Source organism: Paenibacillus rhizophilus (assembly GCF_003854965.1).
GTDB classification, from domain to species: domain Bacteria; phylum Bacillota; class Bacilli; order Paenibacillales; family Paenibacillaceae; genus Paenibacillus_AQ; species Paenibacillus_AQ rhizophilus.
This window is the reverse complement of record NZ_RQPI01000023.1, coordinates 1-13,094: the sequence shown is the minus strand read 5'-3', so window position 1 is coordinate 13,094 and position 13,094 is coordinate 1. Positions and strand designations below refer to the sequence as shown.

The 13,094-nt window shown below is 51.6% G+C and carries 12 protein-coding genes, 1 other RNA gene and 1 pseudogene; 13 read left to right on the top strand and 1 reads right to left on the bottom strand.

All coding sequences use genetic code 11. The features are described 5' to 3' along the window. Positions 1-180 precede the first annotated feature (180 nt). From EH198_RS22965 to EH198_RS22950, 4 genes and pseudogenes are all read left to right on the top strand, one after another. Positions 181-1,788, top strand: coding sequence for a CTP synthase (locus tag EH198_RS22965; protein WP_124697837.1), 1,608 nt, complete (start codon positions 181-183; stop codon positions 1,786-1,788). A 315-nt stretch (positions 1,789-2,103) separates the two neighbouring features. Continuing rightward, positions 2,104-2,495 (top strand): annotated as a pseudogene (locus EH198_RS22960) (response regulator). A 290-nt stretch (positions 2,496-2,785) separates the two neighbouring features. Further along, positions 2,786-3,640, top strand: coding sequence for a class II fructose-1,6-bisphosphate aldolase (gene fba / locus EH198_RS22955; protein ID WP_124697836.1), 855 nt, complete (start codon positions 2,786-2,788; stop codon positions 3,638-3,640). Between the two features lie 248 nt (positions 3,641-3,888). Next, complete coding sequence (locus EH198_RS22950; RefSeq protein WP_124697835.1) at positions 3,889-5,142, top strand: UDP-N-acetylglucosamine 1-carboxyvinyltransferase; 1,254 nt, start codon at positions 3,889-3,891, stop codon at positions 5,140-5,142. Between the two features lie 181 nt (positions 5,143-5,323). Here EH198_RS22950 and EH198_RS24410 read toward each other — a convergent pair whose 3' ends face one another. Further along, positions 5,324-5,566: a hypothetical protein gene (locus EH198_RS24410; RefSeq protein ID WP_148091530.1), complete on the bottom strand. Its 243-nt coding sequence runs from the start codon at positions 5,564-5,566 to the stop codon at positions 5,324-5,326. Between the two features lie 41 nt (positions 5,567-5,607). On the opposite strand from EH198_RS24410, the gene rho reads away from it, so the two are divergent. The 9 genes from rho (at position 5,608) to EH198_RS22905 (ending at position 12,743) form a co-directional block, all read left to right on the top strand. Next, positions 5,608-6,963, top strand: a complete 1,356-nt coding sequence (gene rho / locus EH198_RS22945) for a transcription termination factor Rho (RefSeq protein WP_124697834.1) — start codon at positions 5,608-5,610, stop codon at positions 6,961-6,963. A gap of 25 nt (positions 6,964-6,988) precedes the next feature. Further along, positions 6,989-8,272: a radical SAM family protein gene (locus tag EH198_RS22940; RefSeq protein WP_124697833.1), complete on the top strand. Its 1,284-nt coding sequence runs from the start codon at positions 6,989-6,991 to the stop codon at positions 8,270-8,272. Between the two features lie 127 nt (positions 8,273-8,399). Continuing rightward, complete coding sequence (rpmE, locus tag EH198_RS22935) at positions 8,400-8,597, top strand: 50S ribosomal protein L31 (protein ID WP_025695904.1); 198 nt, start codon at positions 8,400-8,402, stop codon at positions 8,595-8,597. A gap of 188 nt (positions 8,598-8,785) precedes the next feature. Further along, positions 8,786-9,053: signal recognition particle sRNA large type (gene ffs, locus EH198_RS22930), an RNA gene on the top strand. Between the two features lie 139 nt (positions 9,054-9,192). Then, positions 9,193-10,947 (top strand): DNA polymerase III subunit gamma/tau, encoded by a 1,755-nt coding sequence (gene dnaX, locus EH198_RS22925; protein WP_124697832.1) that lies wholly within the window; start codon positions 9,193-9,195, stop codon positions 10,945-10,947. Positions 10,948-11,000: 53 nt separating this feature from the next. Next, positions 11,001-11,312 carry a YbaB/EbfC family nucleoid-associated protein gene (locus tag EH198_RS22920; protein WP_124697831.1) on the top strand — a complete coding sequence of 104 codons (312 nt, stop codon included), beginning with the start codon at positions 11,001-11,003 and terminating at the stop codon, positions 11,310-11,312. Positions 11,313-11,354: 42 nt separating this feature from the next. Continuing rightward, positions 11,355-11,954: a recombination mediator RecR gene (gene recR / locus EH198_RS22915; protein ID WP_124697830.1), complete on the top strand. Its 600-nt coding sequence runs from the start codon at positions 11,355-11,357 to the stop codon at positions 11,952-11,954. Positions 11,955-12,198: 244 nt separating this feature from the next. Continuing rightward, positions 12,199-12,480, top strand: coding sequence for a hypothetical protein (locus tag EH198_RS22910; RefSeq protein ID WP_246014506.1), 282 nt, complete (start codon positions 12,199-12,201; stop codon positions 12,478-12,480). Beyond that, the gene (locus tag EH198_RS22905; protein WP_124697829.1) at positions 12,477-12,743 is read left to right on the top strand and encodes a pro-sigmaK processing inhibitor BofA family protein; all 267 of its coding nucleotides are present in this window, start codon (positions 12,477-12,479) and stop codon (positions 12,741-12,743) included. The genes EH198_RS22910 and EH198_RS22905 overlap by 4 nt, the downstream gene beginning before the upstream one ends. Positions 12,744-13,094: the final 351 nt, after the last annotated feature.

The following is a 13,094-nucleotide window of genomic DNA, read 5'->3' as shown; positions in this document are numbered from 1 at the left end:
GTTTTTTAGATATCATTTTGATGCCGGATAACGCTGTTATGACGCAAGTCGGACCAACGTGAGGGCTTCCCCGAGAGATTTAGGTGATTTTGAATTTCTCCGTTTTGCCGCTCTGAAAACGGGTTACGATAACATCATATATCGCCTGATTTTACGGATATTATTTAGGAGGGTTATGCATTGACAAAGTATATTTTTGTAACGGGTGGCGTTGTGTCCTCCCTGGGCAAGGGAATTACGGCTGCTTCGCTAGGCAGGCTGCTCAAAAACAGGGGTCTTAAGGTGACGATCCAGAAATTCGATCCGTACATTAATGTGGACCCGGGAACGATGAGTCCCTACCAGCACGGTGAAGTATTCGTTACGGATGACGGAGCGGAGACCGACCTTGACCTCGGGCACTACGAGCGGTTCATCGACATCAACCTGTCCAAGAACAGCAACGTGACGACAGGTAAAGTGTACTCTTCGGTAATCAGCAAGGAAAGACGCGGAGAGTATCTGGGCGGCACGGTCCAGGTCATTCCCCATATTACGAACGAAATCAAGGAACGGGTATTCCGCGCAGGCCGCGAGACCGGTTCGGACGTCGTCATTACCGAGATCGGCGGCACCGTCGGCGACATCGAGAGTCTGCCTTTTCTTGAAGCCATCCGTCAAATCAAGAGCGATATCGGCCGTGAAAATGTAATGTATATCCACGTAACCCTCATTCCTTATATCAAGGCTGCGGGCGAAGTGAAGACCAAACCGACCCAGCACAGCGTCAAAGAGCTTCGCAGCATCGGAATTCAGCCTAATGTGATCGTCTGCCGCACGGAATACGAGCTTTCCGCAGACATGAAGGCAAAGATTGCGCTGTTCTGCGACATCGACGCGAATGCGGTTGTGGAATGCCGCGACGCTTCGACGCTGTATGAGGTTCCGCTTAATCTGCGCAACGAAGGACTTGACGAGATTGTCGTCAACCATCTGAAGCTGACTACGCCGGCGCCGGATATGCGTGAATGGGAAGCCTTGCTTGCGCGCATCAACAAGCTGGAGCGCAACGTGGAGATCGCGATTGTCGGCAAATACGTGGCACTGCACGATGCTTACCTCAGCGTAGTCGAGTCCCTCTCCCACGCGGGATTCGACGCTAATTCCGAAGTCAACATCCGCTGGGTGAACGCTGAGGAGATAACCGACGAGAATGTGGACGAGATACTGCGCGGCGTCGGCGGAATACTGGTGCCTGGCGGCTTCGGCGACCGGGGCATCGAAGGCAAGATTTCCGCGATCCGTTATGCCCGCGAGAAGGGTGTGCCTTTCTTCGGCATTTGTCTGGGAATGCAGGTATCCGTTATCGAATACGGCCGTTCGATCCTGGGAATGGCGGGAGCGAACAGCTCGGAGATTGATCCGGCAACGCCATACCCTGTCATTGACCTGCTGCCCGAGCAGAAGGATATCGAGGACCTTGGAGGCACGATGCGTCTGGGTCTTTATCCTTGCAAGCTTCAGCCGAATTCCCTGGCCATATCCTGTTACGGAGAAGAGCTTGTGTATGAACGCCATCGTCACCGGTACGAGTTCAATAATTCCTACCGCGATCAAATCGAAAAAGCAGGCCTGCTGATTTCCGGTACTTCCCCGGACGGACGTTTGGTCGAGATCGTAGAGCTTCCGGGTCATCCGTGGTTCCTGGCGGTTCAGTTCCATCCGGAATTCATTTCCCGTCCGAACCGTCCTCAGCCGCTGTTCCGTGAATTTGTCAAAGCCTCGCTCGTTCATGCGGAGCAATTGTAAGATCGGCCGGCGTTTTCCATAATCCGGACCTCCGGACATTAAGAGCTTCCCTTGCGGGAGGCTCTTTTTTTAGGGGCTACGGGGCCAGGCAATCCCTGAGTATGGTTAAGGTCCAGGCCGAACTTTGTGGAGCGGTCTTTCCACTTGGGGGCGGCAACCTGCATTTGTACTGTTTTAAGACGTATAATTACGCATTTTTTTCCATATAGCAGGAGTTTCGTGGTCAAGCACGAATTATAGTTCTTCGTATGGATTTATGCGAAGACTGTCGGACGCGGTAAGGTGGATCGGCCACATATCTGGGGAGGGTTACGAATGGAGAAAAAGAAAAAGAAAGTATTGATCGTCGATGACCAAAACGGGATTCGAATCCTGCTTATGGAGGTTTTTAATAGCGAAGGCTACACGACTTTTCAAGCAGCTAACGGAAAAGCGGCTTTGGATATTGTGCGCAGCGACTGCCCCGATCTGGTTCTCCTCGACATGAAAATCCCGGGAATGGACGGACTGGAAATTTTAAAGCATATTAAAGAGATCAATACGGAGATCAAGGTAATCTGATGACGGCGTACGGTGAGCTGGACATGATCAAGGAAGCGACGAAGCTCGGGGCACTTATGCATTTTACCAAACCGTTCGATATTGATGAAATGCGGGTGGCGGTCAATATGCATTTAAGCACAGGCTCTGTCGACCATTACAGTTAAAGCCGGGGATTCTGCGATAAGCAGAGTCCCTTTTTTGAGGGACTTCCGCCGGCTCGGGATTGGCAGTCACATGATACTTTCCGGATGTATGCTTGTGGATCATTTGGGGTAATAAAAAGAAGACCGGATCGCAACATTATCTTAACACCAGAGGGCTGGGCGAATTACGTCCCGCCGGGACATTTTTTTGTCTAAACTATTTAGTATTTGAGACAGGTTGTGCTATAATAGGCCTGTATGTGATGTCGGCTTAATAAAAAAGCGAGAAACCATTTTTAGGAGGATGAATTATGCCATTGGTATCGATGACAGACATGTTGAACAAAGCTCTTGCAGGAAAATACGCGGTTGGTCAATACAACATTAACAACCTTGAATGGACCCAAGCAATTTTGGGCGCAGCAGAAGAAGAGAAATCCCCTGTTATTCTCGGTGTATCCGAAGGCGCAGCGCGTCATATGGGCGGATTCAACACTGTGGTTAAAATGGTGGAAGGTCTTATTCAAGACATGAAAATTACGGTTCCTGTAGCGATTCACCTCGACCATGGATCCAGCTTTGACAAGTGTAAAGAAGCTATCGACGCCGGATTTACTTCCGTTATGATCGACGGCTCCCACCATCCGATCGAAGAGAACATCGAAATGACCAAGAAAGTCGTTAACTACGCTCACTCCAAAGGTGTTTCCGTTGAAGCCGAAGTTGGTACGGTTGGCGGACAGGAAGACGACGTTATTGGCGGCATTATGTACGCCAAACTGGATGAGTGTGTAGCTATCGTAAAAGAAACTGGCGTTGATGCCTTGGCTCCGGCGCTTGGTTCCGTACATGGACCTTACCTCGGCGAGCCTAACCTTGGATTTAAGGAAATGGAAGAAGTTCGCGACGCTGTTCAAATTCCGCTTGTTCTTCATGGCGGCACAGGCATCCCGAAACATGACATTGACAAAGCGATCTCCCTTGGCACTTCCAAAATCAACGTAAACACCGAGAACCAAATCGCATTCGCCAAGGTTGTCCGCGAAGTATTGGCAGCCAAACCGGACGCTTATGACCCTCGTACGTTCATCGCACCGGGCCGCGAAGCCATCAAACAAACGGTTATCGGCAAAATCCGCGAATTCGGTTCCAACAACAAAGCTTAATCGTGTATAATGGGCAAGTCAGCTTCAATCGGTTATAATGAATGGAATAGCGTCATTTGGAGAGCACACCGCTTAGACGGTGTCTTTCCATTTAAATACAGATAATTCATATCCTTTCGGATCAAGCGATGCGGGCAGCGGGGCTGCGTTTCAGGCAGCCCCGCTGTGCTTTCCCGCCATTTTTTATGATGCGTCAGCTATTATTATCGAAAGCAGCTGCAATACATCTAGGGGGAACCAGATAATCAATGGAAAAATTAATGATTGGCGGTGGGCGTCCGCTGCAAGGCATGGTGACGATCAGCGGAGCAAAGAACAGTGCGATTGCGCTCATACCTGCGGCGATTTTGGCAGAATCGGAAGTTGTTCTGGATAATTTGCCCTCCCTTAGCGATGTGGCCGTCTATTCTGAAATTCTTCAAGAGCTTGGCGCCGAAGTATCCTGGTCGGGCAGCCAAATGAGAATCGATCCTTCCCGAATCATTTCCATTCCTATGCCCAACGGTCCTGTCAAGAAGCTTCGGGCTTCTTACTACATGATGGGAGCACTCCTCGGACGCTTCAAAGAAGCGACCATCGGACTTCCCGGAGGCTGCAATTTCGAACCAAGACCTATCGACCAACATATCAAGGGATTCGAAGCGCTTGGTGCGACCGTCTCCAACGAACATGGCGCCATTCATTTATATGCCAAGGAACTGCGCGGCGCAAAGATTTACCTCGACGTATCCAGCGTCGGTGCGACTATTAACATTATGCTTGCGGCTTCCCGGGCCAAAGGCTCTACCATTATCGAAAATGCGGCTAAAGAGCCTGAGATTATAGATGTAGCCACTTTACTTAATTCCATGGGCGCCGTTATTAAGGGCGCCGGAACCGAAACGATCCGGATCGAGGGTGTATCAGAGATGCACGGGTGCCGTCATTCCATTATCCCCGACCGAATTCAAGCAGGAACATACATGATCGCTGCAGCTGCCACGCGCGGCAACGTGCTTATAGACAATGTGATACCCAAGCATCTGGAGGCATTGACGGCGAAGCTGCTGGAGATGGGCGTCGAAGTGGAAGAACTCGATGAGAGCATCCGCGTCATCGGTAAAGCGGTCTACGAACCGGCCGATGTCAAGGCGCTTGTCTATCCCGGCTTCGCTACCGATCTTCAATCGCCGATGACCACGATGCTGACCCAGGCGAAAGGCGTGAGTGTGCTTAGCGATTTCGTTTACAGCAACCGCTTCAAGCATGTTCCGGAGCTATTGCGTATGGGAGCGAAGATACGTGTTGAAGGAAGGTCGGCCATTATTGAGGGCAACAGACTGAATGCGGCCAAAGTCAAAGCAGCCGACCTTAGAGCCGGCGCTGCGCTCGTCATTGCCGGACTGACCGTTGAAGACGGCATAACGGAAGTGACGGGGGTCGAATATATCGACCGCGGTTATGACAATCTGGTATCCAATCTCCGTGAACTGGGTGCCGAGGTCTGGCGGGAGGAAGAATAGTCCTCAAGCGCTTTTATTCTGAAGCGGAACGCATGGAGGGCCGCCAATAGCGAAGACATATCATTTATTGGCGGCCGCCATGCGATTCGTTAAGGAATTCCCCCGATTTTTCAAAAAAGATTTGCAATAATCTGCATATCTTCCTCCATTTTGGGTAATGCTATCCTAATGAGGATTTTTATTATACAACCGAAACAATCCATGCGAAATCAAGTATTGCAGCACAACCGACGATTATATGATGCTGTTCAACCGATTCCTCGCTTCTGAATTCAGGCATATACCGCAAGCGCAAGGTCCTGCGGTTATCCATCGGCGCCCGGCGCGTCCAGTTGCCGCTCACCCACCCTCTGCATTTTGTCATTCTAATTTTCTGATATGCCAGATTTGCTTTACTGTTGGCTTTTTTAGTTTGCGCGTTCACGTTATTGTTATGAACTTATAAATTGAATAGGTGGTTATTACATGGATCTTCAAATTTCCGACTTGGAAGAAATGAAGCTGACCGAATTATACAAGTTGGCTAAGAAATATCAGATTCCCTATTATGGGCAGATGAAGAAGAGAGAATTGATTTTTGCCATTCTGCGCGCCCAGGCGGAACAGAGCGGTCTGATGTTTATGGAAGGCGTGCTGGAAATATTGCCGGAGGGCTACGGTTTTCTTAGACCGATCAACTATTTGCCCAGCGCGGAGGATATTTATATTTCGGCTTCGCAAATCCGCAAATTCGACCTTCGGACCGGAGACTTGGTATCCGGCAAATGTCGGACGCCCAAGGAGAACGAGCGTTATTTCGGGCTGCTGCAAGTCAATGCCGTCAATGGCGAGAATCCGGCCACTGCTGCCGAACGCCTTCATTTCCCGGCCCTTACGCCGTTATATCCTCAAGATAAGCTTACGCTTGAAGCAACGCCTACCCATTTGTCCACCCGCATCATGGACCTGCTTGCACCCGTTGGGCTGGGACAGCGCGGTTTGATTGTCGCTCCGCCCAAAGCCGGCAAGACGCTCCTGCTCAAAGAAATTGCCAACAGCATCTCCACGAACAACCCCGAGATTGAACTGTTTGTACTGCTGATTGACGAACGTCCCGAGGAAGTTACCGATATGCAGCGTTCCGTAAAAGGCGAAGTGGTCGCCTCGACGTTCGACGAGCTTCCCGAAAATCATATCAAGGTGGCGGAGCTGGTGCTTCAGCGGGCGCTTCGTCTTGTCGAACACAAAAAAGACGTCGTCATACTGCTGGACAGCATTACTCGCCTTGCGCGCGCCTATAATCTCGTTGTCCCTCCTTCAGGCCGTACGCTTAGCGGCGGGATCGACCCGGCGGCATTCCACCGGCCGAAGCGCTTTTTTGGTTCGGCGCGGAATGTCGAGGAAGGCGGAAGTCTCACCATTCTCGCGACGGCGCTGATTGATACCGGCTCGCGGATGGACGATATTATTTATGAAGAATTCAAGGGTACGGGCAACATGGAGCTGCATCTTGACCGGAAGCTTGCGGAACGCCGCATTTTTCCGGCCATCGATATCCGCCGTTCCGGCACGCGCCGCGAAGAAGTGCTGCTGAGCAAGGAAGAACTGGATACTATTTGGACCATCCGTAAAAATATGAATGACTCCTACGACTTTGTAGAGAACTTTATCAAAAAGCTGCGCAACACCAAGACGAATGCCGAGTTCCTGGCCTCCTTCGATACGGCCGACAGCAAGGAATCGGCCAGCGGCACCGCAAGCAGCGGCGGGACGTCGAACAGCGGAGCTTCCGCCCGGCGCCCGATGCGCACAAAACCGGCTTCCGTAACGACTACAACCTAAGAAATAAGATCAAGAGGAGAATAACATGCATTTGGTATATGCCGACGGGCAAGGAAACGTATACGATCATCCCGAGCTGTACGGGCTGGCCCGCAGCGGGGATATGATTGTCGAACTGTTGGAGGAAGAACTGATTCCGCTGCCGGAAGGGGCGATGCTTTCTCTTCTGCCGAATACGAGAGCCGTCGGAATGAACCCGTCCACCGGCGAAATGCTGCCGCTGCCGGAAGGCTCGCAGGCGGTAGGAGCGCTGCTTCCGCAGGGCTTTACCCGCCTCTGTCTGCCGGGATATATCAAGACCGATAAATCGTACAAGCTGCCGCTGTTCGGTTATTCGGCCGTCGTATGGAAAGACGGTGGCTTCTATGTGGCCGCCGAGCAGTCCGACGATCCCCAGAAATGGAATCCGATGAACTGCGACCGGGACGCTGTGCACAGCGGGGTTGGCAGCCTGACTGCGAAATATCCCGAGAACCGTCTGTACGGACATCTCTCGAACTGTGCGCTCGGCTATGAATGCCTGACCTCCTCCAATACCTTTTTGAACCGATGGGAGGGCGCCGTTCCGGTGTCGTATTCGTGCAATGCGGGCTGTTTCGGCTGTATTTCCGAGCAGCCGGATGACAGCGGCTTTGTCTCGCCGCAGACGCGGATGAATTTCCGGCCAAGAGTCGACGAGATTGTACAGGTGATGCTGGAGCATCTGAAGACGCCGGAATCGATTATCAGCTTCGGTCAGGGCTGCGAGGGAGAGCCTTCCACGCAGGCGAAGCTTATCATAGAGGCGGTCCGTGAAGTCCGGTCGATTACGGATATGGGTTACATCAACATCAATACCAACGCCGGGCTCAGCGATCATATTCGCGGGATTGTCGACGCCGGACTCGATTTAATGCGCGTCAGCACGATCAGCGCGCTGGGTGATCACTACAACGCCTATTACAAGCCTCGCGGCTACACTCTTGCCAATGTGGAGAAGTCGCTGATATATGCAGCCTCTCAGGGCGTATACACTTCCATCAACTATTTGGTATTTCCGGGGGTCACCGATCGGGAAGAAGAGGTTGAAGCCATGGTTGAGTTTGTAAAGCGCACCGGGCTCAAGCTGATCCAGATGCGCAATCTAAATATTGACCCGGAGAGCTATCTTGAGCTGATCCCGCCGCCCCAAGGAGAGATCCTGGGAATGAAGACGATGCTCGAAATTTTCCGTGAGGAATTGCCGGAAGTGGTCATCGGCTCGTATACGCATGTGCCTCCGGCAGGAGAAGCGCGGCAGAAAAAAGCCATAGTGCGGGTTTCGCCATGAAGCGGCAATGAATAATTCGGGATGGAATGCTATTGCCTCCCTGCTTTGTTCGTGCTAAACTACATTTATGTGTCTTATATTAACTCTGGGTCCGCCTGAGGCTCAGGGCAAAAGAGGTGAAATTTAAATGCAAACTGCAATTCAACCGAAATATAATGTCGTAACTGTAACTTGCGCCTGCGGCAACACGTTCGAAGCCGGTTCTGTGAAACAGGATCTTCGCGTCGAAATTTGCTCCGCATGCCATCCGTTCTTCACTGGCAAGCAGAAGTTCCTGGATGCCGGCGGCCGCGTCGACAGATTCAAGAAGAAATACGGAATCTAATCCGGTCTGCCGCTGGTCGGCAAGAATCGGTAGAAAGCCCTCTGCTTTATGGCAGAGGGCTTCGTTTTTTTCTAAACTCATTATATTGTGTATGCTTCCAGAGAGAACAAACCGTCTTTATAAAGACGGCGAGGACGGTTTTCTTATCCAGTTGATTTTTGCCCCGGCGTAGGCTATACTTATCTTCGCCGTGCTAGACGGGGAGGTAGCGGTGCCCTGTAACTCGCAATCCGCTATAGCGAGGTTGAATTCCTGTTAGAGGTGCTGTCGATGTGAGGCTTGGTCCCTACGTGCTGTGTTGACGGTTGGGTCCTCCGCAATGAGTGCTTGTGAACCTGGTCAGGTCCGGAAGGAAGCAGCCATAAGCAAGTTTGCTCTTGTGCCGGAGGGCAGCCTAGCCCGAGCAGCGGCGTAGGGTTGCCGCTCGGATCGCAGCCATCAATAACAGGTGCGCGGTTTACATTTAGGATAATAACAAGCATCTTTGCGACAAGCGGAGATGCTTTTTGTTTTTGGTCATGGACCGGAGAATATAGTATAATTAATGAAGCGATTAACGCCCGGGAAGCGGCGGTTGAAAGAGGGTAATGCTTAAGTGGAACACATCGCGTTGTACCGTGCCTGGCGGCCTCAAGCGTTTCAGGACATGGTCGGACAACAGCACATTATCCAGACGCTTCAGAACGCGATTCGCGAGCAGCGGGTTTCACACGCCTATCTGTTCAGCGGCCCTCGGGGCACCGGCAAGACGACTGCTGCCAAAGTATTGGCCAAAGCGGTCAACTGCGAGCGGGGCCCGGGCCCGGAGCCGTGCAATGAATGTCCTTCCTGCTTGCGAATTGCTTCGGGCGCGGTGATGGATGTACAGGAAATCGATGCTGCGTCCAATCGGGGCGTGGAGGAAATCCGCGACCTGCGGGATAAAGTGAAGTACGCACCTACCGAGGTGCGGCGTAAAGTGTATATTATTGACGAAGTGCATATGCTGACTACGGAGGCTTTCAACGCTCTTCTGAAGACGCTCGAGGAACCGCCTGCGCATGTCATGTTTATTTTGGCGACAACGGAGCCTCATAAACTGCCTGCGACGATTATATCGCGCTGTCAGCGCTTTGATTTCCGTAGAGTTTCGCTCGAGGAACAGACAGCCCGCCTGAGGGTCATCTGCGAAAAGGAGGGCATTTCCGCCGAGGACGACGCACTGCAGTATATTGCCCGTCTGTCGGACGGGGGGATGCGCGACGCGCTCAGCGTTCTGGATCAGATCTCCTCTTTTACAGATGGACATGTGACCTATCAGCAGGTGCTGGGCATGACCGGCGGCATACCGGCGGAACAATTTGCCCGCCTGGCCAAAGCTATTTTGGAGAGCGATATGGGTCAACTGCTCGAATTGGTCGAACAACTGATGCACGAGGGGAAGAGCGCCGACAAATGCCTGGAGAACCTGCTTCATTACTTCCGTGATCTGCTTATGATCAAAATGGTGCCGGGCTCTGCCGGTTTGACCGACAGAGTGCTGAATCCTGCGGAGTTTCAGGATATGGCTGCGGCCTTCTCGCGTGAGCGGCTGTTCGAAACTGTAGATACGCTGAATCGTTATTTGAGCGAGATGAAATACGCCACGCATCCTCAGACCCTGTTTGAGGTAGCGCTTATGAAGCTGTGCAGTCCGAAGGAGAGTGATAATACTCTCGGGACGCAGGCGCATATGGGCGGAAGCCCATCACCGGCCGATAACGGGGAGCTGGATGTGCTCAAGCGGCAGATTGCCGCCTTGGAGAAAAAGCTGGAACAGGCGCTTCAGTCCGGCGGTATTGCAGCAAATGGCCGGGATAACGCCGCGCCGAAACCAGCGGGCAGCCGTTCTTCCTCTGCTCCGCGGGTGTCTTCCTCCTCCAAGCTGCCGCCCCAAATGGATAAATTCTTAGCGGGCAAGGACAGCGGCGATTTTGCGGCTGTGTATAAGCAGTGGGGCCAGGTGCTTCAGGCCGTCAAGGAAGAGAAGGTAACGGTTCACGCCTGGTTTGTCGATGGAGAACCCGTATCGATGACCGACGACGCGGTACTGGTTGCTTTCAAGAATACGATACACCGGGAAACGACCGAGAAGCCGGCAAATAAGCAGGTTATCGAACGCGTTCTGGAGACCCGTCTCGGCAAGCCGTACCGATTGGTCACTGTCATGCTCCGCGATTGGAACGAAGCTTCCGTGAAATCGGCGAAGCCTCTGGACAAGGAGGAACTCCGTCTGGAGCATGAGCATGAGACCGGAGAGGCTTCCAAGGAACCTTGGATTGACGAGGCCATTCAGCTTTTTGGCGAGGACCTCGTTGTCATAAAAGATTGACCCGCAGCATACCATATGCGCCAAATGCGCGCAGTTAAAGGAGACGATAACGAATGAATAATATGAACCAAATGATGAAGCAAGTCAAAAAAATGCAGGAGCAGATGCTGAAGGCCCAGGAAGAGCTTGGCAGCAAGACGGTGGAAGGCTCCTCCGGCGGCGGGGTTGTAACCGTTCAGGTTAACGGACACAAGAAACTGCTGTCCATCGAAATCAAGCCGGAAGCGGTAGATCCGGAAGATGTGGAAATGCTGCAGGATTTGGTGATTACGGCGGTAAACGACGCCCTGACCAAAGCGGATGAGCTGGCTAATTCGGATATGGGCAAATTCACCGGAGGCATGAAGATCCCGGGCCTGTTCTAAACAAGGGCAAAAGCTTAAGCTAAACATAAAGGAGATAGCCTATTGTATTACCCCGAACCGCTTGCCAAGCTGATCGATGCTTTTACGCGTTTGCCGGGAATCGGCCCCAAGACGGCCGCCCGGCTTGCCTTTCATGTGCTGAACATGAAAGAAGACGAGACGATTGATTTTGCCAAAGCTCTCGTCAGCGTGAAACGCAATCTTCACTATTGCTCGGTCTGCTGCAACATTACCGATACCGACCCGTGCCGGATTTGCCAGGACAAGAAGCGTGACGCCTCGGTAATTTGCGTGGTGCAGGATTCCAAAGATCTTGTCGCCATGGAGCGGACCAAAGAATTTAACGGGTACTATCATGTTCTGCAGGGCGCTATCTCTCCAATGGAGGGCGTCGGACCCGATGATATCCGGTTAAAGGAACTGCTGACAAGGCTCAGCGACGAAAGAGTGCAGGAGCTTATTCTGGCGACGAATCCCAATATTGAGGGAGAGGCTACAGCGATGTATATCTCCCGGCTCGTCCGTCCTTTTGAAGTCAAAGTAACAAGAATTGCCCATGGTCTGCCGGTTGGCGGCGATCTCGAATATGCGGATGAGGTGACCTTGTCCAAGGCGCTGGAGGGCCGGCGCGAGTTGTTTTAATCCAATAAAATCTTATTTTGCCCAAGAAGCCTGCTTAAAGGCTTCTTTTTTATTTGGAAACTTTTTATAACATCTATTTTGGTAAAACACCCTATATTCCGGCGCGAAGCGGTGCCTGTCCATAAAAACGCTACGCGAAGCTGCTACTTCATAGTTCTAAGTTTGTCCTTGTCCCGATATGAATGAGAATGTATGGAGATGAAAGTGGTCTTCACAGTAAATTCACTATAAAGGAGGAATCGGGATGGGTTGGTTGAGCGCATGGCGCAGGCAGAACGGTAATGGGCAGGAGGAGGGCCGGGAGGAGTGGGATGTTTTTACCGAGGTAAGGAAGGCTCATATGGAGTGGGAAAGAGCTCACCTGATGTTTGATGAAGCCGTAGGCCAAGACCAGATCGATTATGCCATTTTTATTTTGGAGGCCGCTGAACGGAAGTATCAAATTCATCTGAAGCATGCCAAAAGAATCGGATTAAACCGCGACCGGCTACGAGAACCGTTTGAAGATAAGGAGGAGCTGCAATGAAAATAATAGCGACAGGCATACTGATTCTCTCCGCAGTGCTGCTGGTGGCAGTTTTGTTTAAAAAAAGATTGGGCTGGGGGTGGCTGGGCCTTTTCGGCTCCCACCTGATCCTGGCGGCGTTAGGTCTGTATATCGTCGATTTCACCCAATTAGCCGGAGGAGTGTATATCCCATTGAACCCTGCAACGATAGGAACGGTGTCGGTTCTGGGGCTCCCGGGAGTAGCCATGCTCGTAGGTTTAAAAATTACCTTATTTGGGTAGTTGACGCGCATTCGCGTTATGTGATACATTAATACTCGGCTCTTCGGACATGATATGAAGCAGCAAGCTATCGAAAAGCGCTTTTAAAAAGAAAAAATAAAAAAGCTTGACGATAGTAACTAGACTGTGATATATTATAAAGGTCGCTGCAAGAGACACGGCGATGCACTGGAAGAGAAATTGATCTTTGAAAACTGAACAACGAGTGAGTGGGAATTCGCTTCTAGCGAGTTCCAAAATGAAGAGAATGCAAATTCTCGTCAGATGTTTCAAAATGAGCGAATCGCTCTTTCAATACTTTATTGGAGAGTTTGATCCTGGCTCAGGACGAACGCTGGCGGCGTGCCTAAT

What these genes read in the sequence shown, in the direction of transcription:
- fba (WP_124697836.1), top strand. Translation starts at nt 2,786, where the DNA reads ATGCCATTGGTATCGATGACAGACATGTTGAACAAAGCTCTTGCAGGA.
- EH198_RS22950 (WP_124697835.1), top strand. Translation starts at nt 3,889, where the DNA reads ATGGAAAAATTAATGATTGGCGGTGGGCGTCCGCTGCAAGGCATGGTG.
- rho (WP_124697834.1), top strand. Translation starts at nt 5,608, where the DNA reads ATGGATCTTCAAATTTCCGACTTGGAAGAAATGAAGCTGACCGAATTA.
- EH198_RS22940 (WP_124697833.1), top strand. Translation starts at nt 6,989, where the DNA reads ATGCATTTGGTATATGCCGACGGGCAAGGAAACGTATACGATCATCCC.
- rpmE (WP_025695904.1), top strand. Translation starts at nt 8,400, where the DNA reads ATGCAAACTGCAATTCAACCGAAATATAATGTCGTAACTGTAACTTGC.
- EH198_RS22920 (WP_124697831.1), top strand. Translation starts at nt 11,001, where the DNA reads ATGAATAATATGAACCAAATGATGAAGCAAGTCAAAAAAATGCAGGAG.
- EH198_RS22910 (WP_246014506.1), top strand. Translation starts at nt 12,199, where the DNA reads ATGGGTTGGTTGAGCGCATGGCGCAGGCAGAACGGTAATGGGCAGGAG.
- EH198_RS22905 (WP_124697829.1), top strand. Translation starts at nt 12,477, where the DNA reads ATGAAAATAATAGCGACAGGCATACTGATTCTCTCCGCAGTGCTGCTG.